Raw genomic sequence first — 24,446 nt, 5'->3', positions numbered from 1 at the left:
CCGGCTTGCCATAATCGGGCGCATGGTTCCAGAGCCTGGAGAGTTCCTGTCCCTGTTGACCGCCGAGGAGGTCGCGGCTCTGCGCGCGGCCGGGCACGTCCGAAAGTGGGAGCGGGGCACCACCGTCATCCAGGAAGGTGACACGTCCGACTGGGTGATCGTGTTGTTGGAGGGCCGGGTCAAGGTGTCCTCGCACACCGACAGCGGCACCGAGGTCGTGCTGGCCGTACGCGGTCCCGGCGGCATCCTGGGTGAGCTGTCGGCCATCGACGGGTCGCCCCGTTCCGCCACGGTCACCGCGTTGGAGCCGGTCGCCGGCCTCGTCGTGCGCGACTTCGCCACCTTCCTGGAAGGGCACGGCCGCATCGCCGTGCTCCTCATGCAGTACGTCAGCTTCCGGCTGCGCGACTCCGACCGCAAGCGCATCGAGTACGGCGCGTACGACACCACCGGCCGGGTCGCCACCCGGCTGCTGGAGCTGGCCGAGCGCTACGGCGAGCAGACCAGCGCCGGGGTGCGGGTCGCACTGCCCCTGTCGCAGGACGAGCTGGCCGGCTGGACGGGATCGTCGCGCGAGGCGGTCAGCAAGGCGCTGCGCATGCTGCGCGACCGAGGCCTGATCGAGACCGGCCGCCGCCGCGTCATCATCCACGACATCGAGGGCCTCAGGCAGCGCGCCCGGTAACCCCCGTCACAAACCGGTCGTACGTCGTACGTCATAGTGGAGGTCATGGTCGCGGTCACCCCCAGAGAAGGCAGCAACCTCCGCTATGCCTGGCAGGTCTGCGCGGTCACCAGTCTGGGCCTCGTCCTCATCGGCATCGCCGGCAGCACGCTGAACGTGGCGCTGCCCGCGGTGGTCCGGCACTTCCACGCCGACGCGACCCAGTCGAGCTGGATCCTGCTGTCGTTCCTGCTCGTCAACACCGCCAGTGTGGTGTTCTTCGGCCGGGTGGCCGACCTGCTCGGCAGGCGGGAGGTCTACCTCGCCGGCTTCGCGCTGTTCACCGTGGCCTCGCTGCTCGCGGGCCTGTCGCCGGACGTGTGGTTCCTCGTCGCCATGCGCGTGCTGCAGGCCGTCGGGGCGGCCATGATCCTGGCGAACGGCACCGTGATCATCACCGACGCCTTCCCCCCGGAGAAGCTGAGCCAGGGCATGGGCGTCTACTTCGGCGTGATGTCGGTGGCGCAGCTGGCCGGACCCACGGTCGGCGGCCTCATCGCCGACACCGCGGGCTGGCAGTGGATCTTCTGGGTGAACGTGCCCGCCGGGCTGCTCGCCCTCGTCGTGGGCGCGCTGATCCTGCACAAGACACCGAGGCAGCCGAAGCTGCCGGTGGACGGGCTCGGCAACCTCCTGCTGTTCGCCGCGATGTCGGCGGCGCTGCTGGCCCTGTCGGAGACGGGTACGAGCGGGCTGACCAGCCCGGTGGTGCTGGCAGGAGCGGCGGTGTTCCTGGCGCTGGTGCCGCTCATCGTGCTGGTGGAGCGGCGGGCGGCGAACCCCGTGCTGCGGCTGCAGCTGTTCGCCGGGCGGCTGCTCGCCTGCGCGAACCTGGCCTCGTTCTGCAACTCGCTCGCCCGCTCGGCGCTGGTGCTCGTGGTGGCGCTGTACTTCCAGGCCGCCCGCGGCGTCGACGCCTTCGAGGCGGGGCTGAGCGTACTGCCGGTGCCGATCGGGCTCGGGCTGGCCTCGCCGCTGGTGGGCGTCCTCGGGCGGTGGGTGTCGCCGTACGCGCTGTCGATCGGTGGCGCGGCGCTCAGCGCGGCCGGGCTCGGCACGCTGATGCTGACGGCCGATCCGGCGACGCCGTACTGGGTGATCGCGATCGGGCTGTTCGTGGCGGGCTGCGGCAGCGGAACGTTCCTCACCGGCAACACCACCCAGGTCATGCAGGCGCTGCCGAGCGGCAGTCTCGGCGTGGTCAACGGCTTCCGCGTCATGATCATGAACGTGGGCATCGTGATCAGCGTCGGCCTGTCGTTCAGCGTGCTGTCGAGCTCGGTGAGCCCGGAACTGCGTGCCCAGGTGTACGCGGGCACGCTGTCCACGCTGTCGCCGGTCGCGGTCGAGCAGCTGATGGGCGGGTTCCAGCGGACGTACGGGATGCTCTTCGCCGTCGCGGTGGCGGGCGCCGTGCTGGCCGCGTGCGCACGCACCCGGCCGGCCCGGCGGTCAGCCGGCCTGGAGGACGCCCGCCAGGCGTGACTCCACGTCGCGGTAACGCGCCACCGGCACGAGATGCACCCCCGCGAACGCGCCCGAGTCGCGCAGCGCGAGGACCTGCTCGCAGGCGGCCTGCACGCCCGCCATGCGGTCGGCGGCCACCTTGCGCACGAGGTCGTCAGGGATGTCGATGTCGGGGATGGCGGCGGCCAGGCCGCGCGCGTGGTTCTCGCTGGCCAGCACCATGACCCCGGCGTAGACCGGCAGGTCGACCGGGTGCTCCTCGCGCCAGCGCAGCTGCGCCTCCACCGAGAAGCTGACCTGCGAGAACAGGAAGTCGGCCGTACGCTTCCACGCGGGCACGGCCCGCAGCGCGGTCGCCGCCCCGAGCCGGAAACCGGGCGAGAACTCCCGTGCCTCCTCGATCATCGACCGGACCGTGAGGTCGCTCGTCCGGTTGCCGCTCCTCGGCTTGTCGCCGTACACGAAGAGGAACCGCTCGACGCCGTACGCGGCAGCCGTCAGCAGGTCGCGCTGGAAGCCCAGCAGGTTGCGGTCGCGCGAGTTGAGGCAGGCGATGCCGCGCCCGCCCATCTGCTCGACCTCGTGCGCCACGGCCACGCTGGAGACCGTCGCGCGCCCGATGTGGTTGTCGGGGATGAGGAACGCGTCGGCGATCGTGGTCAGCGTGCCGATCTGGTGGCGTACGCGCTTCAGGTCGGGCTTGGTGGGGGGCTCGATCTCGCAGATCACCTCGAAAGACATGATCGCGACTCTAACCCGCGCCGCCTCGGCGGCGGGCCGCCAGGGCCTCGATACCGGCCAGCACCAGATCGACGCCGAACGTGTCGTACGTCGTCGCCGACCCTCCCGTCAGCGGGCCGGCCATCTCCACCAGGTGGGGGTAGCGCTGCGGGTCGAGCGACTCCAGGCCGAGCCGCTTGGCCCGCCTGATCTGCGCGACCTCCTCGTCGGTGTGGCCGGCCAGGTGGTGGACGGGCGCGTCGGCGATGGCGACGGCGCTGTTCAGCAGGTATTTCGCGAGCAGGCAGCTCTCGTCGGCGTCGAAGCCCGCCTCCTTGGCCAGCCCCAGGGTGCCGTCCCAGACGACCAGGAAGCTGGGCACCTCGGAGGGGTCGATCTGGTCGAGCACCTGCCTGGCGCACGGGTGGGCGCGCAGGGTGCGGATGAGCCCTTCGGTCAGGTCGCGCAGCCGCTCCTGCCAGGGCCGCTCGTCGGCGGGCTTGAGCGCGAAACCGCTGACGAGGTGGTCGGCCATGCCGACGAGCAGGCGTTCCTTGTTCTTGTAGTGCCAGTAGAGCGCCATCGGCGTCACGCCGAGGTCGGTGGCCAGGCGGCGGATGGTCAGGGCGTCGATGCCTTCCGCGTCGCCGATCTCCACGGCCCGCTCGGCGATGGCCTGTGCCGTCAGTTTCCCCATCACGGTTGACAACTATACGGCGTACAAGAAACTATACGGCGTACAAGTACGGTGTATAGGAGGCTCCGGCATGCGTTGGTGGATCCTGGCCGCGGTGACCGCGGGCAGTTTCATGACTTTTCTCGACAACAACGTCGGCAATGTGGCGTTGCCGACCATCCAGCGAGACCTCGGGCTGACCATTTCGGGGCTGGAATGGATCACGAGCTCGTACATTTTGGTGTTCGCCGGATTGATGTTGGCGGGCGGGCGGCTGGCCGACGTGTTCGGCGCCCGCAGGACGTTCCTCACCGGGCTGGCCGTCTTCACCGTCGCGTCCCTGGCCGCCGGGCTGGCGCAGTCGGGCGGCATGCTCGTCGCCGCCCGCGCGGTGCAGGGGCTCGGCGCCGCTTTGCTCACCCCGACCGCCCTCGTCCTGATCCGCGAGGTCTTCCCCGACCCGAGCGAGCGCGGCAGGGCCGTCGGCATCTGGAGCGCCGCCGGGCCGCTGTCGATGGCGCTCGGCCCGGTCACGGGCGGCTTCATCAGCGAGTACCTGCACTGGAGCTGGATCTACCTGATCAACGTGCCGATCGGCGTGGTCACGTTCGTGCTGGCACTCCGGACGCTGCCCGCGTTCACCCGCGCCCGCCGTGACCTCGACCTGCCCGGCCTCGCGACCTCGGCCCTGGCCCTGTTCGCCCTCACGTACGCGCTGATCGAGGGCGAGTCGGCGGGCTGGACCTCCCCCGGCATCCTGGCCGCGTTCGGCGTGTCCGCGGCGGCCGGGGTGGCGTTCCTGCTGGCCGAGCGGCGGGCCGGCGAGCCGATGGCCGACATCTCACTGTTCCGGTCGCGCGTGTTCAGCGGCGGGCTGCTCACCAGCGGGCTGTGGTCGTTCGGCGTGTTCGGCATCTACTTCTTCAGCGCCCTGTGGCTGCAGAACGTGCTCGGCTTCTCCCCCACCCAGGCGGGCGCGTCCTTCGTGCCGATGGCGCTGGTCATGGGCGTGGTGGCGGTCCTGTCGCAGCGGATCAGCGGGTGGCTCGGCATCGGCCGCACGGTCGCGCTCGGCATGGCGCTCATGGGCGTCGCGATCTTCCTGCTCTCCCGGGTCGGCGCCGACGGCACGTACGCCGCCGTCGCCCCCTGGTTCGTGCTGTACGGCCTCGGCGCCGGCCTGCTCGTGCCGCTGACGGCCGCGGTGCTCGGCAGCATGCCCGTCGGCCGGACGGGCGTCGCCTCGGGCATGCTCAACGTCTCCCGTGAGGTCTTCGGGCTGCTCGGCATCACGGTGCTGGGCGCGTTCCTGACGTCCGCGCAGAGCGGCAGCGACCAGCCGCCGCTGCTCGCCTTCCTCGACGCGTACGGCTTCACCCTCGTCATCGCGTCCGCCGTGGTGCTGGCAGGCATCCCTCTGGCCCTCTGGGCGCTGCGCCCGGAAGCCCCCAGAGGCGAGAAGGAGCCTCAGGCGGCCGCGACCGTCGGCTCGTCGAACTGAGTGCGGTACAGCTCCTCGTAGCGGCCCCCCGCGGCGAGCAGGTCGGCGTGGGTGCCGCGCTCGACGACCCGGCCGTCCTCGATCACCAGGATGAGGTCGGCGGCCCGGACGGTGGAGAGCCGGTGGGCGATCACCACGGCGGTCCTGCCCGCCAGCGCCTCGCCGAGCGCCGCCTGCACGGCCGCCTCGGAGGTGGAGTCGAGCGCCGCCGTGGCCTCGTCCAGGATGACCACCCTGGGCCTGGCCAGCAGCAGCCGGGCGATGGTGAGCCGCTGGCGCTCGCCGCCGGACAGCCGGTAGCCGCGCTCGCCCACCACGGTGTCGAGCCCGTCCGGCAGCGACTCCATCAGCGGGGCCAGGCGGGCGCGGACGACCGCGTCCCACAGCTCCTCCTCGCCGGCGTCCGGCCTGGCCAGCAGCAGGTTCGCCCGGATCGTGTCGTGGAACAGGTGGCCGTCCTGGGTGACCATGCCGAGCGTGGCGCGGATCGACGCGGCGCTCAGGTCGCGTACGTCCGCCCCGCCGAGCCGTACGGCGCCGGAGTCGACGTCGTACAGGCGGGGCAGGAGCTGGGCGATCGTGGACTTGCCCGCTCCCGACGAGCCGACCAGGGCCACCATCTGCCCCGGTTCGGCCCGGAACGACACCCCGTGCAGCACCTCGGAACCACCGCGTGAGTCGAGCGTCGCGACCTCCTCCAGCGAGGCCAGCGACACCTTGTCGGCCGCCGGGTACGAGAAGCGCACGTCGTCGAACTCCACCGACACCGGCCCGTCCGGCACCGGGCGCGCGTCCGGCTTCTCCTTGATGAGCGGTTCCAGGTCGAGCACCTCGAACACCCGCTCGAAGCTCACGATGGCGCTCATCACGTCCACGCGGGCGCTGGCGAGGGCGGTCAGCGGGGCGTACAGGCGGGTGAGCAGCATGGCCATCGCCACCACCGCGCCCGGCGCGAGCTGGCCGCTCAGGGCGTAGAAGCCGCCGAGACCGTACACGAGGGCCAGCGCGAGGGCCGAGACGAGCGTCAGCGCGGTCACGAAGGCGTACTGGGTCATGGCCGAGCGCACGCCGATGTCGCGCACCCGGCGGGCCCGGCGGGCGAACTCGGCCGACTCGCTCGCGGGGCTGCCGAACAGCTTCACCAGCGTCGCGCCAGGCGCGGAGAACCGTTCCGTCATCTGCGAGCCCATGGCCGCGTTGTGGTCGGCCGCCTCGCGCCGCAGCCGGGCGATCCTGGTGCCCATCCGCCGAGCGGGCAGGACGAACACCGGCAGGAGCAGCAGCGCGAGCAGCGTGATCTGCCACGAGATGCTGATCATGGCGGTGAGCGTCAGCACGAGCGTCACGACGTTGCCCGACACACCCGACAGGGTGTCGGTGAAGGCCCGCTGCGCCCCGATCACGTCGTTGTTGAGGCGGCTGACCAGCGCGCCGGTGCGGGTCCTCGTGAAGAACGCCACCGGCAGGCGCTGTACGTGGTCGAAGACGGCCGTGCGCAGGTCGAGGATGAGGTTCTCGCCGAGGCCCGCCGACAGCCACCGGGCCAGGAACCCGAGCCCCGCCTCGGCGACCGCCAGCACCGCGATGAGCCCCGCCACGCTCACCACGACGCCGAACGGCTCGCCGTTGAAGATGGCGTCCACCACGCGGCCGGCGAGCAGCGGGGCGGCCACCGCCAGGCCGGCCAGCACCACGCTCAGCAGCAGGAACAGCGCCAGCTTGCGCCGGTGCGGCCGCGCGAAACCCAGGATGCGCCGGACGGTTTCCCGGGAGACGCGGCGGCGGTCCGGCTGGTTGTTCATCGCGTACAACTGGTGCCAGGCGGTCATCTCCATGCTCATGACATGGACGGTAGAGGCTCAACTTAACTTGAGGTCAACTGCCGATCCGCTCGCCGCCCTCGTGCCACACCACCGCGACCGACGGGCGCGGCTGCCGGTCGTCGGGCCAGCGGCTGGCCGGACGGTCGGGGGTGGCGCCGCTGACCTCGCCCGGGTGCTGCACCGCCACGAAGACGCTGAGCTGGTCCTCGGTCACCATCGGGCCGCACGTCTCGGCGCCGACCGGGACGCTCAGGAACTGCCGCAGGTGACCGCGCTCCTCGCCCCGCACCGGCATCACGAACAGGCCGTCGTTGGCGCCGAGCGCGTTGCCGTCCGTGGAGATCCACAGGTTGCCGTCGCGGTCGAACGCGAGGTTGTCCGGGCAGGAGATCGGCGAGACCTTCGACTTGTCGTAGCCGGCGAAGTAGGTGGCCGGGTCCTTCGGGTCACCGCACACCAGCGGCAGCGACCAGGCGAAGGACGTCGCGGCCGCGTCGCCGTCCCGCTCGACGATCTCCAGGACGTGGCCGTGCTTGTTCGCCGCGCGCGGGTTGGCCGCGTCGACCTCCGCCGGTGTCCGGCGGGTGTTGTTGGTCAGCGCCACGTACACGCCGCCGGTGACCGGGTTGCGCTCCACGTCCTCGGGACGGTCCATCTTGGTGGCGCCCGCCCTGTCGGCCGCGACCCGCGTGTGGACCAGCACCTCCACGGCCGACATGCCCTCCACGTACGACCTGTCGCCCGACACCAGCCGGATCCACTCGCCGGCCGGGCCCGTGAATCTGGCGGCGTACAGGGTGCCCTCGTCCAGCAGCGTGCGGTTGTGCCGGTCGAAGCCCTGGATGTAGCGGTCGTTCGAGACGTACTTGTAGACGTACTCGTGGCGTGAGTCGTCACCCATGTAGACGACCAGGCGGCCGTCACGGGAGAGCGTCGTGTTGGCGGCCTCGTGCTTGAACCGGCCGAGCGCGGTGCGCTTGACCGGCGTCGAGCCGGGGTCGAACGGGTCGATCTCCACGATCCACCCGAACCGGTTGGCCTCGTTCGGGTGCTTGGCGAGGTCGAAGCGCTCGTCCACCCGGTCGAACCGGCGGCTGTCGGCCGGGACGCCCGAGGGGATCGTGTACCGGGCGATGTACGACCGCTGCGCCTCCGGCACCTTCCTGCCGTTGACGAAGTACTGGTCGATGTTCTCCTCGGCGGTCAGCACCGTGCCCCACGGGGTCGTGCCCCCCGCGCAGTTGTTCAGCATGCCGACGGGCCTGACGCCCTCGGGGTCGGCGGCCGTCCGCAGCAGGTCGCCGCCCGCGGCCGGCCCGCTGAAGCGCATCGGGGTGTGCGCGGTGATCCGCCGGTTGTAGCGCCGGGCGCCCTTCGTGACCAGCTGCCACCGGCCGGTCGCGCCGGCACGCTCGATCTCCACGACCGAGCCGCCGTGCGCGGCCATCGCGATCCTGATCTGCTCCTCGGTCGCGGACGTCCCGTTCGTGTACCCGCGGAACATCAGACTCTCGGCCGTGTACTCGTGGTTCACCCACAGCAGCGCACGGTCGCGGCCCATCGGGAACATCGTCACGAAGTCGCAGTTGTAACCGAACTGCTTGCCCTGCGCCTCGGCGCTCTGGTCGTCGAAGTCGAACGCGGGAGCGCCGGGCAGCACCGGGTCGCCCCAGCGCACCACGACGGACGACCGGTAGCCGTCGGGGACGCGCAGCGCGTCCTCCGTGTTCGGCGGAACCGGCTCGAAGCTCAGGCCGCCGTCGGCGGGCGCACCCGCCTCGTGTTCCGCGGCCGGCACCGGGTCGGCGCACGCCCTCGCCGTGCCCGCCACGAGCGCGCCCAGGACGCCCGCGCGCAGCACGCCGCGGCGCGACAGCGCCTCCTCGACCACGTCGCAGAAGTAGGCGTTGCCCGAGGTGTTGGCCACCTCGTGCGCGCAGGCGTTGCCGCAGCGGAATCTGCAGGTCAGCGCCGAACGGCCGGTTGTGTGAGGGAGCCACCGCCTGCCCTCGGTGGGGTTCGTCACAGGTCCTCCATCGTCGCGCCGAAGACGACACTCCTCGTCCTGATGAACGATTGCCGCGACACAATGGTGGCGTGCCACCACGCAAGATGGATGAGGAAAAGTTGAGGTCGGCGCTCGACGCCCAGCTCGTCGCCCTGGAGGAGCCGCCCTACGACGGCCCCGCCGCCGCCCTTCCCGGCGCGCTCGTCGCCGCCGTGCTGACCGCCTACGAGCGGGGGCTGCGCCCCGAGCGCGACGCCGCCAGGTTCGCCGTGCGTCACCTGCTCGACCGGCTCGCCACCGCGGCCCCCGGCCGCACCGTCGAGGTGCGCGTGCCGCCGTACGCCGCCGTCCAGGCCATCGCGGGCCCCCGCCACACGCGCGGCACCCCGCCCAACGTCGTGGAGATGGACGGCCACACCTGGATCGCGCTGGCGCTCGGCCGCATGACGTGGGACGAGGCCATGGCCAAGGGCGCGGTCTCCGCCAGCGGATCGCGCGCCGACCTGTCGGAGCATCTCCCCCTCTAGCGACTCTCCGTCCAGGGCAACCGCTCCTGGACGCACCGGTCGGCCTCCGGCGTCGGCAGATGGGCGCAGGCCTCCACCACGTTCCAGAACCAGATCGCCACGATCGCGAACAGCACCAGCGACAGCGCGCTGATCACGATGCCGGCGATGGCGCGGCCCCTGCCGACGCGCTTGGCCAGCGCCACGCAGCCGAAGATGATCGACAGGATCGCCGTGATCACCCCGGTGAAGCAGACGAACACCAGGAACGGGCTCGCCACACCGAGGACGAGCGAGGCGGTCGCGAGGCCGCTGCCCTGCCGGGGCGGTCCGTAGCCGCCGCCCGGCCCGCCGTAGGGCGATCCAGGAGGCGGCGGGGGCGGGTAGCCGGGCGCGCCTCCGTACGGGCTGGAGGGGGTCGTCCCCGGCACCGCCGGCCCCTCGTCGCGCGGCGCGCTCCCGTACGGCGGGACACCTCCCCCGCCCTCCCCCTGGCCCGGCGTGTCGTGCGCCGCGGCCTCCGGCTCCTCGAACCGCGACGGCCCCTGGCGAACGGGTCCCTCGTCCTGCGGCGGGTGGTTCTCCCAGCCGGGGTAGGGCGGCGTGCCACCCGGGACCTGGAACACCTGGGTGGCCTCCTCGTCGCCACCGGCAGGCGGCCGGGTCTCCGGCGCGGTGGGCAGATCCGGATGAGCCGACTCTGCCGGACGCGGCTCGACAGGCGGCTCCGCTGGTTCGTCCCCGGATCCGCCCGCGTCGGGGCGGCTCTCGGCGTCGCCACCGGGGCGGTCCTCGGGGCGGTTCTCGTCGCGCGGGCTGGGCGAGTTCGGATCCCCAGGTGTGGTCACGTCTGCGTCTCCCGACGGGTTTGCATACCGGATGATTCACCCTTACGCGGAAGGCCCCCGTTAAACCGCATGACACGGTAAGACCCTGCCGAAACTTCGGTCGCCTTGTGCCAAAACACCAGGCGACCGGCAAGATGAGGGCATGCTGGACGAGACCCTGATGTACGCCTTGATCAAGGTTGTCAGGACGAGCCGCAAGCGGCCGGCCGCCGCGATGGTCCGCTCGGACTCCACCCGGGTCAGGAGATGCTGCTCAACCAGCTGTGGAAAGAGGACGACCTCACCAGGGCGAGCTGATCGCCCGGCTGGGCGTCGAGCCGCCGACGAACGCGCCCTGCTCGCCCGCCTCGTCCGGGCCACGCCGTTCTCGCCGGGGGCGAACGAGCCTTGCCGGCACGACAGCGACTCCAGTCAGCTGCCTCTTCCTCGGCTCGGCCGCCAACCGCGACCTCACGGGAGAGATCGTCCGCGACGGATCGAACGCCGGGAGGTCCGCTCACGCACAGTGATCATCGGCCCTGGTGCGCGAGCATGGAATCGGGCAACCTAAACTGAGCATGTGCTGAAGGGCGACGGCCGGCTCGGCCATGACCTGGACCCCCACGACCGCGCACCAAAAGACGCCTGTGGCGTCTTCGGCGTCTGGGCTCCGGGCGAGGAAGTTTCCAAGCTCACCTACTACGGGCTGTACGCGTTGCAGCACCGCGGCCAGGAGTCCGCGGGCATCGCGGTCAGCGAGGGTAGCCGCATTCTCGTCTACAAGGACATGGGCCTCGTGGCCCAGGTCTTCGACGAGTCCGTGCTCGGCACCCTGCGCGGACATCTGGCCATCGGCCACTGCCGCTACTCCACCACGGGGTCCAGCGTGTGGGAGAACGCGCAGCCGACCCTGAGCTCCACCGAGGTCGGCGGGCTCGCGCTGGCCCACAACGGCAACCTCATCAACACTCCAGAACTGGCCGAGCGGGTCAACCCCGACACCATCCGCGCCACCACCGACACCGAGGTCCTCACCTCGCTGCTCGCGCAGGACCGCAGCCGTTCCATCGAGGACGCCGCCGCGGAGCTGCTCCCGCAGGTCAAGGGCGCCTACACGCTCGTGTTCATGGACGAGAAGACGCTGTACGCGGCCCGCGACCCGCAGGGCATCCGCCCGCTGGTCCTCGGCCGGCTCGAGCGCGGCTGGGTGGTGGCCTCCGAGACGGCCGCCCTCGACATCGTGGGCGCCACGTTCGTCCGCGAGGTCGAGCCGGGCGAGCTGCTCACGATCGACGAGCGTGGCGTCCGTTCGCGGCGCTTCGCCCTCGCCGAGCCGAAGGGCTGCCTGTTCGAGTACGTCTACCTCGCCCGCCCCGACACCACCATCGCCGGGCGTGGCGTGCAGGTCACCCGGGTCGAGGTCGGCCGCGTGCTGGCCCGCGAACACCCGGTCGAGGCCGACCTGGTCATCCCCACGCCCGAGTCCGGCACCCCGGCGGCCGTGGGATACGCCGAGGAGAGCGGCATCCCGTACGGGCAGGGCCTGGTGAAGAACTCCTACGTCGGCCGCACGTTCATCCAGCCGTCGCAGACGATCCGCCAGCTCGGCATCCGGCTCAAGCTCAACCCGCTGCGCGAGGTCGTGGAGGGCAAGCGGCTGGTCGTCGTCGACGACTCCATCGTGCGCGGCAACACCCAGCGGGCGATCGTCCGGATGCTGCGCGAGGCGGGGGCCCGCGAGGTGCACGTCCGCATCTCGTCGCCGCCGGTCGCCTGGCCGTGCTTCTACGGCATCGACTTCGCCACGCGGGCCGAGCTGATCGCCGGTTCGCTGTCGGTCGAGGAGATCCGAGCCTCGCTGGGCGCCGACTCCCTCGGCTACATCTCCCTGGAGGGCCTGACGCAGGCCACCACCATTCCGTCCGACCGGCTGTGCCGCGCCTGCTTCACGGGCGAGTACCCGATCGCGATCGACCAGGACAACGTCGGCAAGTTCGTGCTGGAGAGCAAGGCGTGACCAACCAGAGCAGCACCTACGAGGCCGCCGGCGTCGACATCGCGGCGGGCGAGCGGGCCGTCGACCTGATGAAGGACAAGGTCGCGCGGTCGCGGCGCCCCGAGGTGGTCGACGACGCCAGCGGCTTCGCCGGCCTGTTCGACGCCTCGGCCCTGCTGCGTTACCGGCGTCCGCTGCTGGCCACCTCGACCGACGGCGTCGGCACCAAGGTCATGATCGCCCAGCGGTACGGCAAGCACGACACGATCGGCATCGACCTGGTCGGCATGGTCCTCGACGACCTCGTGGTCTGCGGGGCCGAGCCGCTGTTCATGACCGACTACATCGCCTGCGGCAAGGTGGTGCCCGAGCGCGTCGCCGAGATCGTCGGCGGGGTCGCCGAGGGCTGCCGCCTGGCCGGCGCCGCGCTCGTGGGCGGCGAGACCGCCGAGCACCCGGGCGCGATGGGCCCCGACGAGTACGACCTCGCGGGGGCCGGAACCGGCGTGGTGGAGGCGTCCGACATGCTCGGGCCCGAGCGGGTCGCCGAGGGTGACGTCGTGCTGGGGCTGGCCTCCTCAGGCGTCCACTCCAACGGCTACTCCCTGGTGCGTCACGTGCTGCGTGAGGCTGAGCTGTCGCTCGACGCGGTGCTGCCCGAGCTGGGCCGTCCGCTCGGCGAGGAGCTGCTGGAGCCGACGCGCATCTACTCGCTCGACTGCCTCGAGCTGGCGCGCGCGGTCGAGGTGCACGCCTACGCGCACATCACCGGTGGCGGCATCGAGGGCAACCTGTCGCGGTCGCTGCCCGGCCACCTCGACGCGGTGCTCGACCGCTCGTCCTGGACACCGCCCGCGATCTTCGAGGTGCTCGCCGGGCACGGGCGCATCGCCCAGCCCGACATGGACCGTACGTTCAACCTGGGTGTGGGCATGGCGGCCGTGGTGGCCGCCGACGCGGCCGACGAGGCGATGCGGCTGCTCGCCGCACGTGGCCTGCCCGCCTGGGTCCTGGGCGAGATCGTCCCCGGTACGGGCCAGGCCCGCTACCGCTGACGTTCAGGAGGGAGCGCGCCCGACAGCGCCCTCCCTCCACCCCGGCAAACGTCGGTGACGTCAGCCGCCCTCCACAACAACAGCCCTCTCGCCCTCCGAACCCTGTCCGCGAGCCCGGAGCCCACCCCGGCCCCGGACGGCCTCGACCACCCCGAGAGAGCCGAACCCAACACGCCGGCAAGCCATCAGCGCACTGGTTCGGCGGGTGGACACGCACCCGCCACCCATCACCCATGGTGGAAACCCGAGACCCCCGCGCGCGCCGCCCATCACTCCCCTGGAACAGCGAGAAGCCGTGCGCGCCGGAAAGATGTACGCGGGCGAGAAGCCGCGCCGCACCGGAAGGTGTTCGGGGGCGGGTGGGCACTCGGACGTCGAGGGGTGCCCTGCGCCCTGGGGCTGCCGGGGCAGTGGGAAGCCGGGCGGCCCGGGGAGGTCACGCGGGCATGCGCGGGCTGCCCCTGTGTCGATGGGGCGGAATGGTTACCCCGTCACGTGACGAAAGCCCCACGGTTACCCGTGGGGCCCGACGAACGTGGGCGAGGATCCCGGCGGGTTAGCGCCGGGCCCTCGTTCACGTCACCCAGAAGAACGGCTATCGACGACCGGAAGGACGGCTGTCGTCGTCGTCTCCGGCGCCGTAGTCATCGGCGTAATCGGCATAGCGATCCGCCAGCTCGTCGTTGAGGTCGTCGGCGTCGTCGTTGCGGCCGGGGTCTCCGACCCCGAGTTCGTCGCGAAGACGGTCAAGATCCGTGCCACCGCTGTTGTACTTCAGCTGGCGAGCAACCTTGACCTGCTTGGCCTTTGCTCGGCCGCGCCCCATTGGCTCGACCCCCTCGTGTGGGGTCGTCCCCGACCCCTCGTCGCTAACGCACCACACACTGACGCCGCCTACGTTTGGGCGCCAGCCTATCGTTCGCCTATTACCGTACCTGTTTTGCGCTCAGCTCGGTACGTCGTATGGGCGCGGGGCGTCAGCGGCCCAGCCAAATGGCCCGAATGCGCCCGACTTCCGACATTCTGCGCTCTGCCAGCCTATCTGCTGCGACCGCCGGCGGGACGCCCTCCTCAGCGGCGATCTCGAAGATCTTCAGAGTCGTGTCGTAGATCTGAGCGGCCTTGGCTCTGGCGCGTTCCATGTCGAAGCCGCCGATCTCGTCGGCGACCTGGATCACGCCGCCGGAGTTGACGACGTAGTCGGGCGCGTACAGGATGCCGCGGTCGGCGAGCTGCTTCTCCACGCCCGGGTGGGCGAGCTGGTTGTTGGCCGCGCCGCAGACGATCGCGGCGCGCAGGGAGGCCACGGTGTCGTCGTCGAGCGCCCCGCCGAGCGCGCACGGCGCGTAGACGTCGATGTCGGAGGTGATCAGCGCCTTCGCGTCGGCCACGACGTCGACCTCGGGGTGGCGCCTGCGCACGGCCTCGACGGCCCGCGCGCTGACGTCGCAGACCACGACCTCGGCGCCGTCCTCGCGCAGCAGCTCGACGAGACGGTGGCCGACCTTGCCGACGCCTTCGACGCCGACCCGCCGGCCACGCAGGGAAGGCGTGCCGAAGGCCCGCTCGGCCGAGGCCCGCATGCCCTGGAACACGCCGAACGCGGTCAGGATGGAGGAGTCACCGGCCCCGCCGTTGGCGACCGTGCGCCCGGTCACGAAACGCGACTCGCGGGCGACGATGTCCATGTCCTCGCTGTAGGTGCCGACGTCGCACGCGGTGATGTAGCGCCCGCCGAGCGACTCGACGAACCTGCCGTACGCCCGCAGCAGCGCCTCGCTCTTGTCACGGGTCGGGTCGCCGATGATGACGGCCTTGCCGCCGCCGAGGTCGAGACCCGCCAGCGCATTCTTGTAGGCCATGCCCTTGGCCAGGTTGAGCACGTCGGCCAGGGCCGCCTGCTCGTTCTCGTACGGGTAGAACCGCGTGCCGCCGAGGGCCGGGCCCAGCGCCGTGTTGTGAATGGCGATGATGGCGCGCAGGCCGCTCTGCTCGTCGGCGCAGAACACGACCTGCTCGTGGACGTCCTTGTGGGACGTGCCGAAGACGTCGGTCACTGTGGTGACTCCCTGTCCGGTCCGCCGCCCCTTCGCGGCGGAGATCCCTCTCAGAGTAGTGACGCAGGACGATGCACGCGGAATCGCTTCGTGACACGATGCCTCCGTGCTGCCCTATGCCGCCTACCTCCGTGTCTATGAGCCACTGACCGCGTTCCCAGAGCCGGAGCGCAAGGTGTGGGCCGACTACGCCGACTCACGTGACCGCCCGCGCCGCGCGAACGCGCTCAATGCGGAGCACGGTGAGTCGGTCATGCGCCTGCTCGGCGTGCCCCCTCAACCCGTTCCCGCCCAAGAGAGTCCCAACGCCTATCTCCGGCGTGTCGAGGACCGACTGTACGTTTGCCCCTGGCAGACCCGTTTGCGCTCGTGGCTGGCCTTCTCACGGCTTCGTGGCACCACGCCGGTCAAGGTGCTGGACCACTTCGTGCCCAAGGCGGTCGCCGAGCAGACGGCCGACGACTTCGACCGCTACAAGAGAAGGTCAGGCTCGGGCGCGCTGCGCACCCACATCCGTACGACGGCCTGGCACGTTCCCGTGTCGTGGTTCGTGCCGTTCGACGGCAACGAGCGCTGGCTGGTGCTCGGCTCGGCCAACCCGGGCCAGGACGTCACGACGACCACGGGCCGCAACCTCATCTATGTCACGTCGATGGCGCAGGCGAGGAGGCGGGCCGCGCGGGCGCTCAGCGTGCTGCGGCGGCATCTCGGCGAGGCCGCCGACCGCCTCGACGTCGAGGACGTCGCCCGGTGGCTGGAGGAGTTCCACCCGCACTCGCTGGTCGAGCTCGACTACGGCGGGCTCGTCCATCTGATGGACGACGACGCGCTGCAGGCCGATCAGTCGGTCGCGGAGCTCTCGGCAGCCCTGACAGGTCTGGACACGGGTCAAGAAGAACTTGCCTACGCCATGTACCAGAGGGTGATCCTGCGGTGGAAGTCAATGCAACTACTGGAATCTGCCAACTGAGCCCCAATACGGCTGTCTGACCTGCATGAGTAGGTCACGTCTCACGGCTGCTCTCTTCTGCGAACTGAGTAGTTTGCCGTTTTCACTGCGATACCACGAACCGTGTCGCTAGAATCACCGAGCGTGACATGGCCACGGGGGGCGGGCAGTTGGGTCAAAGAAGGGCTCGCCAATCGCTCAGCGTGGCGGTATGGTCACATCGGGTGATGCCGCATATGGCTCAGAAAAGCCGCACGCTCTGTGCCATAGGGGGACATCCGTGACACGCGCAAAGGCAGTCACAGGATCGCTAAGCCGGTCCACACGGAGGAGAGGCCGCACAAATGTCAGCTCGTACACCCGAGGCCGAGCCACTGCTCACGCCCGCTGAGGTCGCGACCATGTTCAGGGTCGACCCCAAGACCGTTACCCGGTGGGCCAAAGCGGGCAAGTTGACGTCGATTCGCACCCTCGGCGGGCACCGGCGTTACCGCGAGACCGAGGTGCGAGCGCTGCTCGCGGGGATTCCGCAGCAGCGCTCCGAGTAACGGCACGGTCGTCACGGACCTCAGGGGGGTTCTAAGGGTGGACCTGGCCGGCACCGGAGGCCCGGTCCACCACTGTGACGACATGACGTCGCGACGGAAGTTGGCGCCGCCCGCCCGGCGCCATCCTTCCCGTCACGCCAGCCGCTCGACCAACCTGGCGACGCCGGGGTCATGAGCGGCGGCGACCCCTAGGAGCGCGACCATCTGGTCGACCAGCATCCGCTCAAGAGCAGGACGGTCGACGTCGCGATGCTCCAGCCAGTCGAGTCCGGCCGCCTCCACGCAGGCGATCCACGATCGCAGGGTCGTGCGCAGCGCGGGGCCCGCCTCCTCGACACCCATCTGCTTCTGCACCAGACGCGTGAGCCGCAGCCGCACGCCGTCGACGATCTCGCCGACCTCGCCCGTCCTGTTGGCCGGGCCGCCGCGCAGCAACGCCGCGAAACCCGCCGCGTGCTCCTCGACGAAGTCGAAGTACCGCTGCAGCCCGGCGGCCAGCTCGTCGAGCGCCCTGCCGCCGCCCTGCGCCTGCAGCCGCGACTCGAGCTGCAGCGCCGCGCTGCGCAGCGCGGCCACGTAGAGCTCCTGCTTGCCGCCGAAATAGTGGTAGACGAGGGCGCGCGACGCTCCCGCCGCCGAGGCCACGTCGTCGATGGAGACGTCTTCCGGATCGCGGGCGCCGAACAGTTCGAGCGCCGCCGCCATGAGTTCTTCCCTGCGGCGGTCGACAGTGAGCCTGCGCCGCGCCGGACGGGTCGTCTCGGCTGACTTGCCGGGTGTCACCCCTGCACAGTAGCCGACCGGACATCGTCCGAGTTCCCTCGCAAATGTCCGGCCTCACGGGCGAAGGAGCCGTCCGTGACGGGAGTTACGCCGATCCGTTACGGAGGCCGTACCCTGCGGCGCACTCGATCGTTGGTGAGACAGGTGCCCATATCCGCATCGCGGGGGAGACACATGTCAGGACCGCCCGTCAACACGTCCATCGCTGAGAGAGAGGTAGACGCACTGCCTCGGCCCAGACCGACCATACGCAATGTCGCCGAACGTGCCGGCGTGTCCAAATCGCTCGTCTCTCTCGTGCTGCGCGGGTCACCGCACGTGAGCGAGCACCGTCGCCAGGCCGTGCTGCAGGCCGCCCGCGAGCTCGGCTACCGGCCGAACGCGGTCGCCCGCAGCCTGGTCGAGGGACGTACCCATCTGGTCGGCGCGCTCGTCGCCGACCTGCACAATCCGTTCTACGCCGAATTCCTCGACGGCCTCCAGGAGAGCCTGCACGGCGACGGCCTGCGCATGCTCATCGGCAACAGCCAATGGGACCCGGCCTTCGCGGACGAGGCCGTGGAGGCGTTCCTCGAACTGCGGGTCGACGGGCTGGTGCTGCTCGGCATCGCCCCGACCAGCGAGACGCTCATCGAGGCGACCTCCTACACCCCCACCGTCGTCGTGGGGGAACGTGACATCACCGTCGACGGCGTCGACATCGTGGTCGACGACGACCAGCACGGCGCCCGCCTGGCCATCGACCACCTGGTCGAGCTCGGTCACAAGCGGATCGCCCACATCGAAGGCCGGCGGGCGTCACGCTGCGAGGGCTACCTCGTGGCGATGCGCAGGCACTCGCTGGCGCCGTACATCATGGTCGAGGCCGCGGAGTCCAGCGAGGACGGCGGCAGGCAGGCGGCGCTGGCGCTGCTGACCCGCGACCCCAGGCCAACGGCGATCTTCGCCGCCAACGACGTGGTCGCGCTCGGCGTGCTGTCCGCCGCGAGCGAGCTGGGCCTGCGCGTGCCCGAGGACCTCTCGGTGGTGGGATACGACAACACCCACCTTGCGGCGTCCAACCACGTCTCGCTGACCTCGGTCGACCAACCTCGCCGCACCATGGGCAGGTCGGCGGCGGCGCTGCTGAGCGACCGGATCGGCGACCACGGCAAGCCCGCGCGGCTGCGGGAGATCCGGCCGGAGTTAGTCGTGCGACGGAGCACGGGGCCCGCCTAAGAGAGCCTCAAAGTCGGGTCAAGCCGTGCGGAGGCACGGTCGCGCGGCTGTTAACTCGTCAGGGTCATGCTGTGGCCGGCTCAGGTCCGGTCAACGTCTGATCCGGGGGGAACAGTCATGCGTGATCCGGAACTGGTGTCATGCGCCCAGCGCGCCGCGGCCGAGCTCGAGCGCGCCTGGGGGCACTGGCGGGCGGGCAGGGGACGCGGCGTGGACGGCGGCGCGGAGTCCGTCGCCAGCTACGTCGCCCACTCGCTCGACCACCCGTGGGGCCGGCCCCGCGTCGTCCTCGGTCTCGATGCCGAGGACGCGCGGGAGCTGGCCGCCCTGCTCGAACGGCAGGAGGTCGGCGAGCACGTCTGGTGAGGACGTGTGGCGGGTCTCACGCATCGTCCCAAGCCCGGTTCGGCTGAACCTCTCAGTCGCACCAAGTGGCCTGTCGTAACTTGGACGGTATGCGTGCACTACCCGCCCTGATCCTCGCCCTCTGCGGCCTGACCGCCTCCGCGTGCGGCGCCGGCTCCGATGGCGCCACGGCGGGTCAGGCCACCCTCACCCCAGTCCCCACCGTCACCGCGACGGTCACCGTCACGGCAACGGACGAGCCGCCCGCGATCGACACGGCGGCTCCAGAGCAGCCCGAGGTCAAGCCGCTCGACGGCAAGGTCATCGTCATCGACCCGGGCCACAACGGCGGCAACTACCGCGACCCGCAGGCCGTCAACCGCCTGGTCGACGTGCTGACCCAGCGCAAGGCCTGCGACACGACCGGTACCGCGACCAACGACGGTTACAGCGAGGCCGCCTTCACCTGGGACGTCTCCAAGCGGCTGCGCAAGCTGCTGCGCCGGCGCGGCGCCACCGTCGAGTTCACCCGCTCCGACAACGACAGCGTCGGGCCCTGCATCACCGAGCGGGCCGCCATCGGCAACGAGGCGCGCGCCGACGCCGCGATCTCCGTGCACGCCGACGGGTCGGCCGCGGCCAACCACGGTTTCCACGTCATCATGCCGAAGAGGATCGGCGGGCCGGTCGACCGCGTCGTGGCCGCCTCCCGCAGGCTGGGCCTCGCTGTGCGCGACGCCTTCCACGCGGGCACGGGGGTGCCGTACTCGACGTACATCGGCAGGAAGGCGCTCGACTACCGCAGCGACCTCGGCGGGCTCAACCTGTCGACGGTGCCGAAGGTCTTCGTCGAGTGCGGCAACATGCGCAACGCCGCCGAGGCCGCCCAGTTCCGCGACCCGGAGTTCCGGCAGCGGATCGCCCTGGCGCTGGCCGACGGATTGCAGCACTATCTGCACTCATGATTCCTCGCCCAGAGCTGCTCCATGACCTTTCCGCCGCCTGCGTGCTGAGCACGGGCGCGACGGTGTCCGGCGACCTGGTGGACGCCGTACGCCTGGCGCTGCCCGGGCTCGACCTGCGTCCCGGCGACTCGGGCGAGATCGACGTGCGGCGCGACCCGTCGCTCGGCGAGGAGGCGTACCGGCTGACGGCCGGGTCGCGCGGGGTGGAGATCACGGCGGGCGGCCGGGCGGGGGCCTTCTACGCCGCGCAGTCGCTCCACCAGCTGCTGCCCGACGTCTCCTACCGGTTCTCGTCCGGCGCGTCGTGGGAGGTGCCCGGCGTGCGGATCGAGGACGCGCCGCGGTTCACCTGGCGCGGACTGCACCTCGACGTGGCGCGGCACTTCTTCCCCAAGCGCGAGGTGCTGCGGCTGATCGACCTCATGGCGGTGCACAAGCTCAACCGGCTGCACCTGCACCTGGCCGACGACCAGGGGTGGCGGGTGGAGAGCCGGGCCTACCCGCGGCTGCACGAGGTGGCCTCGCACCGCCCGCGTACGGTGACCAGCCACTACCGCGAGGCGGCGACCTACGACGACGTGCCGCACGGCGGCCACTACAGCCTCGACGACCTCGCGGAGATCGCCGCGTACGCGCGGGCGCGCTGCGTCACGGTGGTGCCCGAGATCGACGTGCCGGGGCACGCGTCGGCGATCCTCGCGGCCTACCCGGAGTTCGGGGCCACCGGGGAACGGCACGAGGTGCTCGACCGGTGGGGCATCTCCCCCGCCATCCTGTCGCCGCTGCCGCCGACCGTCGAGTTCCTGGTGACGCTCTTCGACGAGCTGCTCGGGGCGCTGGGCGAGACCCCGTACGTGCACATCGGCGGTGACGAGGTGGTGCTCGACCACTGGGCGGCATCGGCCGAGATCACCGCCTACCGCGAGTCGCTGGGCCTCGCCACGGCGAACGAGCTGCAGGCCTGGTTCCTGCGCCGGCTCGCCGACGCGCTCGCCGAACGGGGCGCGCGGGCCGTGGTGTGGGACGAGGCGTTCGTCAGCGGCGGGCTGCGCGACGACACGATTGTCATGCCGTGGCGCGGCATGGGCGTGGGCCGCCGGGCGGCCGCCGCCGGGCACGACGTCGTGGCGACGCCGGTGTTCCCGCTGTACTTCGACTACGCCGAGGCCGCCTCGCCCGACGAGCCCATGGCCATCGGCGACGCGATCACGGTGGACGACGTGGCCGCGTTCGACCCGGCGCCCGGCGACTGGAGCGACGCGGAGCTGGCCCGCGTGCTGGGCGTCCAGGCGCAGCTGTGGACCGAGCGGGTGCCGGACGCCCGTACGGTCGACTACCGGTTGTGGCCGAGGGCGTGCGCGGTCGCGGAGGTGGCCTGGGCGGGCCGGACCCGCGACGGGTTCGGCGAGCGGCTGGCGCGCCACCTCGGCAGGCTCGACGCCCTCGGCGTCGAGTACCGCCCGCTCGCGGGGCCGCTGCCGTGGCAGCGGCGGCGGCCGCACCGGACCGGCCAGGTGCGGGTACGCGACACGATGGCCCGCCTGGAGGAGATGACGCACGACGCCGAGTCGACCCGGCCGAGCGTGTGAGTCAGAACGCGGGACGGTCGTTGAGCAGGAGCTGGAACAGCCGGTGGTCCTGCCAGCGGCCGTCGATCGCGAGGTAGCGCGGGGCGGTGCCGTACGGCTCGAAGCCGCACTTGCGCAGCACCGTCTGCGAGGCGACGTTGTCGAGCAGGGTGCCGGCCGCGATGCGGTGCAGGCCGAGGTCCTCGTCGGCCATCCGGCAGACCTCGCGCACGGCGGCGGTGGCCAGGCCACGGCCGTTCAGCTCGCCGTCGATCCAGTAGCCGAGGTTGGTGCTGAGGAACGGGCCGCGGACGGTGTCGTTGAGCGTCATGCGGCCCACGACGCGGTCGCCGTCGGCCAGCACCCAGGCCGTCGCGTCGCCCCTGGCCTGCTTGGCCAGCAGCGCCTCCAGCATCTCGGTCTGGACCTTCAGCGTGTAGAACGACTCGGACCTGCGCGGCTCCCAGCGCCGCAGGTGGTCACGGTTGCGGATGTACGCCTCGGTCACGGCGGGGGCGTCGTGCTCGGTGACCAGGCGCAGGACGACGCCGCCGGGCAGGGCGACAGGCTTGATCGTCATGCGGTGCGCCCGATCGCCTCGGTGATCGACTTCATGCCGTGGCGGCGTACGCGTACGGCGAGCTGCCGGTGGATGCGGGCGGCCCAGAGCGGGCCGCCGTAGATCCAGCCGCTGTAGCCCTGGACGAGGGTGGCGCCGGCCAGCAGGCGTTCCCAGACGTCGTCGACGTCCTCGACCCCGCCCGCCGACACCAGCGTGAGGCGGTCGCCGACGCGGGCGCGCAGCCGCCGCAGCACCTCCAGCGAGCGCTTCTTGAGCGGGCGGCCGGACAGCCCGCCCTGCTCGCCGGAGTGGCGGATCGTGGTGTTCGTCGCGATGATGCCGTCGAGGCCGATTTCCAGTGCCAGGTCGGCGACGGCGTCGATGTCGTCGTCGGCCAGGTCGGGGGCGATCTTGACCAGCAGCGGGGTGCGGCGCGGCGTCGCGTCGGCGACCTCCTTGACCGCGGTGAGCAGCGGGCGCAGCAGCGTGACGGCCTGGAGGTTGCGCAGCCCAGGGGTGTTGGGCGAGCTGACGTTGACCACGAGGTAGTCGGCCAGCGGGGCGAGCGTCCTCGCGCTCGCGACGTAGTCGCCGACGGCCTCGGACTCGGGGACCACCTTGGTCTTGCCGATGTTGACGCCGACCACGACCGGGACGCTCCGCGGCCGGCGCAGCCTGCGGGCCGCGGCGAGTGCGCCCTCGTTGTTGAAGCCCATCCGGTTGATCAGCGCCCGCTGCCGCGGCAGCCGGAACAGGCGCGGACGCGGGTTGCCCGGCTGGCCGTGGGCCGTGATGGTGCCGACCTCGACGTGGGAGAAGCCGAGCGCGGCGATGCCCTCGGCGCAGGCGGCGTCCTTGTCGAAGCCGGCGGCGAGGCCGAGGGGGCCGGGGAAGTGCACGCCGAACGCGCTCACGCGCAGGGCCGGATCGTGCGGCGCGTAAGCCTGGTGGAGCAGGCGCTTGAGCAGCGGCAACCGCGCGAGGAGCGCGAGGCCGGCGACAGTGAGACGGTGCACGGCCTCGGCGTCGAAGCGCTGCAAGACCTGCGTGAACACGAGGCGATACATCACGCGTCAGGCTACCAAGCCCGCCTCGTGGGCGATGATCGCGGCCTGCACCCTGTTGCGCACGTCGAGCCGGGTGAGGATGGCGCTCACGTACGCCTTCACGGTGCCCTCGACGATGTGCAGCTCGCGGGCGATCTCGGCGTTGGACAGGCCGGCCCCGAGCAGGGCGAGCACTTCGCGTTCGCGTTCGGTGAGCGCCTCGACGCGGTCGCGGGCGAGCGCGCCCCGCGCCATCCTGCCGCCCGCGAGCCGGCTGATGACGCGCTGGGCGACCTTGGGCGACAGGTACGCGGCCCCGTCGGCCACCGCGTGGATGCCGGCGATGAGCTCGCGCGGGTCGCCCGACTTGAGCAGGAACCCGCTGGCGCCCGCGTCGAGCGCCTTGGCGATGTAGTCGTCCTCGCCGAACGTGGTGAGGATCACCACGGCCGTCGCCGGGGCGTGCCTGCGGATCTCGGCCGCGGCTGCCAGGCCGTCGAGGCGGGGCATGCGGATGTCGAGCAGCGCCACGTCCGGGCGGTGGCTGATGGCGAGGTCGACCGCCTGCCTGCCGTCGCCCGCCTCGGCGACGACGTCGAGCTCGGGGTCGGAGGAAAGGATCGCGCGCACGCCCGCGCGCATCATGGTCTCGTCGTCGGCCAGCAGAATCCGGATCACCTTCCTATAGTGGCTCACATGGCCCAGGTGAAGGTGTACGGCCGGCGCGACGTCTGGTCCGGGCGGCAGCGGGAGCTGTCGGACCTCGTCCAGGCGAGCCTGGTGAGCGCGTGGGGGCTGCCGCAGGACAAGCGGTTCCACCGGTTCCTGCTGCTGGAGGCCGACGACCTCGTCTGCCCGCAGCGCGGCGACCATTACGTGATCCTGGAGATCGTCTGCTTCGCCGGGCGCAGCGACCACGCCAAGCGGGCCCTCGTCCGGGAGCTGTACGCGCGGTGGCCGTACGCGCCCGAGGACCTGGAGATCACGATCATCGAGATGCCGGTGACGAACTGGGGCATCCGGGGTGTTCCCGCCGACGAGCTGACCCTCTCGTACGAGGTGGAGGTCTGAGGACGGCTCAACCGCGGCCTGGCGGTATGGT

At 71.3% G+C, this 24,446-nt stretch carries 24 protein-coding genes; 13 read left to right on the top strand and 11 right to left on the bottom strand.

Features of this window, described 5'->3' with window-relative positions:
• Positions 1-22: 22 nt before the first annotated feature.
• Both BLR04_RS28300 and BLR04_RS28295 read left to right on the top strand, forming a co-directional pair.
• Positions 23-685 (top strand): Crp/Fnr family transcriptional regulator, encoded by a 663-nt coding sequence (locus BLR04_RS28300; protein WP_090770916.1) that lies wholly within the window; start codon positions 23-25, stop codon positions 683-685.
• A 45-nt stretch (positions 686-730) separates the two neighbouring features.
• The gene (locus tag BLR04_RS28295; RefSeq protein ID WP_090770914.1) at positions 731-2,209 is read left to right on the top strand and encodes an MFS transporter; all 1,479 of its coding nucleotides are present in this window, start codon (positions 731-733) and stop codon (positions 2,207-2,209) included.
• Here BLR04_RS28295 and BLR04_RS28290 read toward each other — a convergent pair.
• Positions 2,177-2,932, bottom strand: coding sequence for a methylenetetrahydrofolate reductase (locus BLR04_RS28290; protein WP_090770912.1), 756 nt, complete (start codon positions 2,930-2,932; stop codon positions 2,177-2,179). The genes BLR04_RS28295 and BLR04_RS28290 overlap by 33 nt on opposite strands.
• Positions 2,933-2,942: 10 nt before the next feature.
• Positions 2,943-3,608 (bottom strand): TetR/AcrR family transcriptional regulator, encoded by a 666-nt coding sequence (locus tag BLR04_RS28285; RefSeq protein WP_090770910.1) that lies wholly within the window; start codon positions 3,606-3,608, stop codon positions 2,943-2,945.
• A 70-nt stretch (positions 3,609-3,678) separates the two neighbouring features.
• On the opposite strand from BLR04_RS28285, the gene BLR04_RS28280 reads away from it, so the two are divergent.
• On the top strand, positions 3,679-5,088 hold the full coding sequence (locus BLR04_RS28280; protein ID WP_090770908.1) for an MFS transporter: 1,410 nt from the start codon (positions 3,679-3,681) through the stop codon (positions 5,086-5,088).
• Here the strand turns inward: BLR04_RS28280 and BLR04_RS28275 are convergent.
• Positions 5,055-6,929, bottom strand: coding sequence for an ABC transporter ATP-binding protein (locus BLR04_RS28275; RefSeq protein ID WP_090770906.1), 1,875 nt, complete (start codon positions 6,927-6,929; stop codon positions 5,055-5,057). The genes BLR04_RS28280 and BLR04_RS28275 overlap by 34 nt on opposite strands.
• A gap of 34 nt (positions 6,930-6,963) precedes the next feature.
• Entirely contained in the window at positions 6,964-8,937 is a 1,974-nt protein-coding gene (locus tag BLR04_RS28270) for a PhoX family protein (protein ID WP_090770904.1), read from the bottom strand.
• Between the two features lie 86 nt (positions 8,938-9,023).
• On the opposite strand from BLR04_RS28270, the gene BLR04_RS28265 reads away from it, so the two are divergent.
• The gene (locus BLR04_RS28265; protein WP_090770902.1) at positions 9,024-9,446 is read left to right on the top strand and encodes a sterol carrier family protein; all 423 of its coding nucleotides are present in this window, start codon (positions 9,024-9,026) and stop codon (positions 9,444-9,446) included.
• Here BLR04_RS28265 and BLR04_RS28260 read toward each other — a convergent pair.
• Complete coding sequence (locus tag BLR04_RS28260; protein ID WP_090770901.1) at positions 9,443-10,273, bottom strand: DUF4190 domain-containing protein; 831 nt, start codon at positions 10,271-10,273, stop codon at positions 9,443-9,445. The two genes, BLR04_RS28265 and BLR04_RS28260, sit on opposite strands and share 4 nt — an antisense overlap.
• A 559-nt stretch (positions 10,274-10,832) precedes the next feature.
• Between BLR04_RS28260 and purF the strand changes: the two genes are divergently transcribed.
• Positions 10,833-12,269, top strand: a complete 1,437-nt coding sequence (gene purF, locus BLR04_RS28255) for an amidophosphoribosyltransferase (RefSeq protein ID WP_090770899.1) — start codon at positions 10,833-10,835, stop codon at positions 12,267-12,269.
• Positions 12,266-13,303 carry a phosphoribosylformylglycinamidine cyclo-ligase gene (gene purM, locus BLR04_RS28250; RefSeq protein WP_090770897.1) on the top strand — a complete coding sequence of 346 codons (1,038 nt, stop codon included), beginning with the start codon at positions 12,266-12,268 and terminating at the stop codon, positions 13,301-13,303. The genes purF and purM overlap by 4 nt, the downstream gene beginning before the upstream one ends.
• A gap of 595 nt (positions 13,304-13,898) precedes the next feature.
• On the opposite strand, the gene BLR04_RS28245 is transcribed toward purM, so the two are convergent.
• Both BLR04_RS28245 and BLR04_RS28240 read right to left on the bottom strand, forming a co-directional pair.
• On the bottom strand, positions 13,899-14,129 hold the full coding sequence (locus BLR04_RS28245) for a DUF3073 domain-containing protein (RefSeq protein WP_090770895.1): 231 nt from the start codon (positions 14,127-14,129) through the stop codon (positions 13,899-13,901).
• A 151-nt stretch (positions 14,130-14,280) separates the two neighbouring features.
• Positions 14,281-15,360, bottom strand: coding sequence for a Glu/Leu/Phe/Val family dehydrogenase (locus tag BLR04_RS28240; RefSeq protein ID WP_090770893.1), 1,080 nt, complete (start codon positions 15,358-15,360; stop codon positions 14,281-14,283).
• A 106-nt stretch (positions 15,361-15,466) separates the two neighbouring features.
• Between BLR04_RS28240 and BLR04_RS28235 the strand changes: the two genes are divergently transcribed.
• Positions 15,467-16,330: a DUF8083 family protein gene (locus tag BLR04_RS28235; RefSeq protein ID WP_090770891.1), complete on the top strand. Its 864-nt coding sequence runs from the start codon at positions 15,467-15,469 to the stop codon at positions 16,328-16,330.
• A 323-nt stretch (positions 16,331-16,653) separates the two neighbouring features.
• Positions 16,654-16,857, top strand: a complete 204-nt coding sequence (gene bldC, locus BLR04_RS28230) for a developmental transcriptional regulator BldC (RefSeq protein WP_013133571.1) — start codon at positions 16,654-16,656, stop codon at positions 16,855-16,857.
• Positions 16,858-16,989: 132 nt separating this feature from the next.
• Here the strand turns inward: bldC and BLR04_RS28225 are convergent, their stop codons facing one another.
• The gene (locus BLR04_RS28225; RefSeq protein ID WP_090770890.1) at positions 16,990-17,640 is read right to left on the bottom strand and encodes a TetR/AcrR family transcriptional regulator; all 651 of its coding nucleotides are present in this window, start codon (positions 17,638-17,640) and stop codon (positions 16,990-16,992) included.
• Between the two features lie 174 nt (positions 17,641-17,814).
• On the opposite strand from BLR04_RS28225, the gene BLR04_RS28220 reads away from it, so the two are divergent.
• The 4 genes from BLR04_RS28220 to BLR04_RS28205 all read left to right on the top strand — a co-directional run bounded on the left by BLR04_RS28220 (position 17,815) and on the right by BLR04_RS28205 (position 21,757).
• Positions 17,815-18,858 carry a LacI family DNA-binding transcriptional regulator gene (locus BLR04_RS28220; RefSeq protein WP_281191710.1) on the top strand — a complete coding sequence of 348 codons (1,044 nt, stop codon included), beginning with the start codon at positions 17,815-17,817 and terminating at the stop codon, positions 18,856-18,858.
• A gap of 117 nt (positions 18,859-18,975) precedes the next feature.
• Complete coding sequence (locus BLR04_RS28215; RefSeq protein ID WP_090770888.1) at positions 18,976-19,224, top strand: hypothetical protein; 249 nt, start codon at positions 18,976-18,978, stop codon at positions 19,222-19,224.
• Positions 19,225-19,313: 89 nt separating this feature from the next.
• A complete protein-coding gene (locus tag BLR04_RS28210; protein ID WP_090770886.1) occupies positions 19,314-20,168 on the top strand; it encodes an N-acetylmuramoyl-L-alanine amidase in 855 nt (284 codons plus the stop codon).
• Positions 20,165-21,757, top strand: coding sequence for a beta-N-acetylhexosaminidase (locus tag BLR04_RS28205; RefSeq protein WP_090770884.1), 1,593 nt, complete (start codon positions 20,165-20,167; stop codon positions 21,755-21,757). The genes BLR04_RS28210 and BLR04_RS28205 overlap by 4 nt, the downstream gene beginning before the upstream one ends.
• A gap of 1 nt (position 21,758) precedes the next feature.
• Here BLR04_RS28205 and BLR04_RS28200 read toward each other — a convergent pair whose 3' ends face one another.
• Genes BLR04_RS28200 through BLR04_RS28190 form a run of 3 tightly spaced genes read right to left on the bottom strand, consistent with a single transcriptional unit; the run spans position 21,759 to position 24,022 of the window.
• The gene (locus tag BLR04_RS28200) at positions 21,759-22,316 is read right to left on the bottom strand and encodes a GNAT family N-acetyltransferase (RefSeq protein ID WP_090770882.1); all 558 of its coding nucleotides are present in this window, start codon (positions 22,314-22,316) and stop codon (positions 21,759-21,761) included.
• The gene (locus tag BLR04_RS28195) at positions 22,313-23,365 is read right to left on the bottom strand and encodes a quinone-dependent dihydroorotate dehydrogenase (protein ID WP_090770881.1); all 1,053 of its coding nucleotides are present in this window, start codon (positions 23,363-23,365) and stop codon (positions 22,313-22,315) included. The genes BLR04_RS28200 and BLR04_RS28195 overlap by 4 nt, the downstream gene beginning before the upstream one ends.
• A 6-nt stretch (positions 23,366-23,371) precedes the next feature.
• Entirely contained in the window at positions 23,372-24,022 is a 651-nt protein-coding gene (locus BLR04_RS28190; RefSeq protein ID WP_090770879.1) for a response regulator, read from the bottom strand.
• Between the two features lie 18 nt (positions 24,023-24,040).
• Here BLR04_RS28190 and BLR04_RS28185 point away from each other — a divergent pair, with 18 nt between their 5' ends.
• Positions 24,041-24,415 carry a tautomerase family protein gene (locus BLR04_RS28185; RefSeq protein ID WP_090770877.1) on the top strand — a complete coding sequence of 125 codons (375 nt, stop codon included), beginning with the start codon at positions 24,041-24,043 and terminating at the stop codon, positions 24,413-24,415.
• The last annotated feature ends 31 nt before the right edge of the window (positions 24,416-24,446 follow it).

This window comes from Nonomuraea maritima, assembly GCF_900100395.1.
GTDB classification, from domain to species: domain Bacteria; phylum Actinomycetota; class Actinomycetes; order Streptosporangiales; family Streptosporangiaceae; genus Nonomuraea; species Nonomuraea maritima.
Note: the sequence above shows the minus strand (reverse complement) of the source record. Positions and strands in the feature narration are given on the sequence as shown.

Coding starts and splice junctions, on each gene's coding strand:
- BLR04_RS28300 (WP_090770916.1), top strand. CDS start 23: ATGGTTCCAGAGCCTGGAGAGTTCCTGTCCCTGTTGACCGCCGAGGAG.
- BLR04_RS28295 (WP_090770914.1), top strand. CDS start 731: ATGGTCGCGGTCACCCCCAGAGAAGGCAGCAACCTCCGCTATGCCTGG.
- BLR04_RS28290 (WP_090770912.1), bottom strand. CDS start 2,932: ATGTCTTTCGAGGTGATCTGCGAGATCGAGCCCCCCACCAAGCCCGAC.
- BLR04_RS28285 (WP_090770910.1), bottom strand. CDS start 3,608: ATGGGGAAACTGACGGCACAGGCCATCGCCGAGCGGGCCGTGGAGATC.
- BLR04_RS28280 (WP_090770908.1), top strand. CDS start 3,679: ATGCGTTGGTGGATCCTGGCCGCGGTGACCGCGGGCAGTTTCATGACT.
- BLR04_RS28275 (WP_090770906.1), bottom strand. CDS start 6,929: ATGAGCATGGAGATGACCGCCTGGCACCAGTTGTACGCGATGAACAAC.
- BLR04_RS28265 (WP_090770902.1), top strand. CDS start 9,024: ATGGATGAGGAAAAGTTGAGGTCGGCGCTCGACGCCCAGCTCGTCGCC.
- BLR04_RS28245 (WP_090770895.1), bottom strand. CDS start 14,129: ATGGGGCGCGGCCGAGCAAAGGCCAAGCAGGTCAAGGTTGCTCGCCAG.
- bldC (WP_013133571.1), top strand. CDS start 16,654: ATGTCAGCTCGTACACCCGAGGCCGAGCCACTGCTCACGCCCGCTGAG.
- BLR04_RS28220 (WP_281191710.1), top strand. CDS start 17,815: ATGTCAGGACCGCCCGTCAACACGTCCATCGCTGAGAGAGAGGTAGAC.
- BLR04_RS28215 (WP_090770888.1), top strand. CDS start 18,976: ATGCGTGATCCGGAACTGGTGTCATGCGCCCAGCGCGCCGCGGCCGAG.
- BLR04_RS28210 (WP_090770886.1), top strand. CDS start 19,314: ATGCGTGCACTACCCGCCCTGATCCTCGCCCTCTGCGGCCTGACCGCC.
- BLR04_RS28205 (WP_090770884.1), top strand. CDS start 20,165: ATGATTCCTCGCCCAGAGCTGCTCCATGACCTTTCCGCCGCCTGCGTG.
- BLR04_RS28200 (WP_090770882.1), bottom strand. CDS start 22,316: ATGACGATCAAGCCTGTCGCCCTGCCCGGCGGCGTCGTCCTGCGCCTG.
- BLR04_RS28195 (WP_090770881.1), bottom strand. CDS start 23,365: ATGTATCGCCTCGTGTTCACGCAGGTCTTGCAGCGCTTCGACGCCGAG.
- BLR04_RS28185 (WP_090770877.1), top strand. CDS start 24,041: ATGGCCCAGGTGAAGGTGTACGGCCGGCGCGACGTCTGGTCCGGGCGG.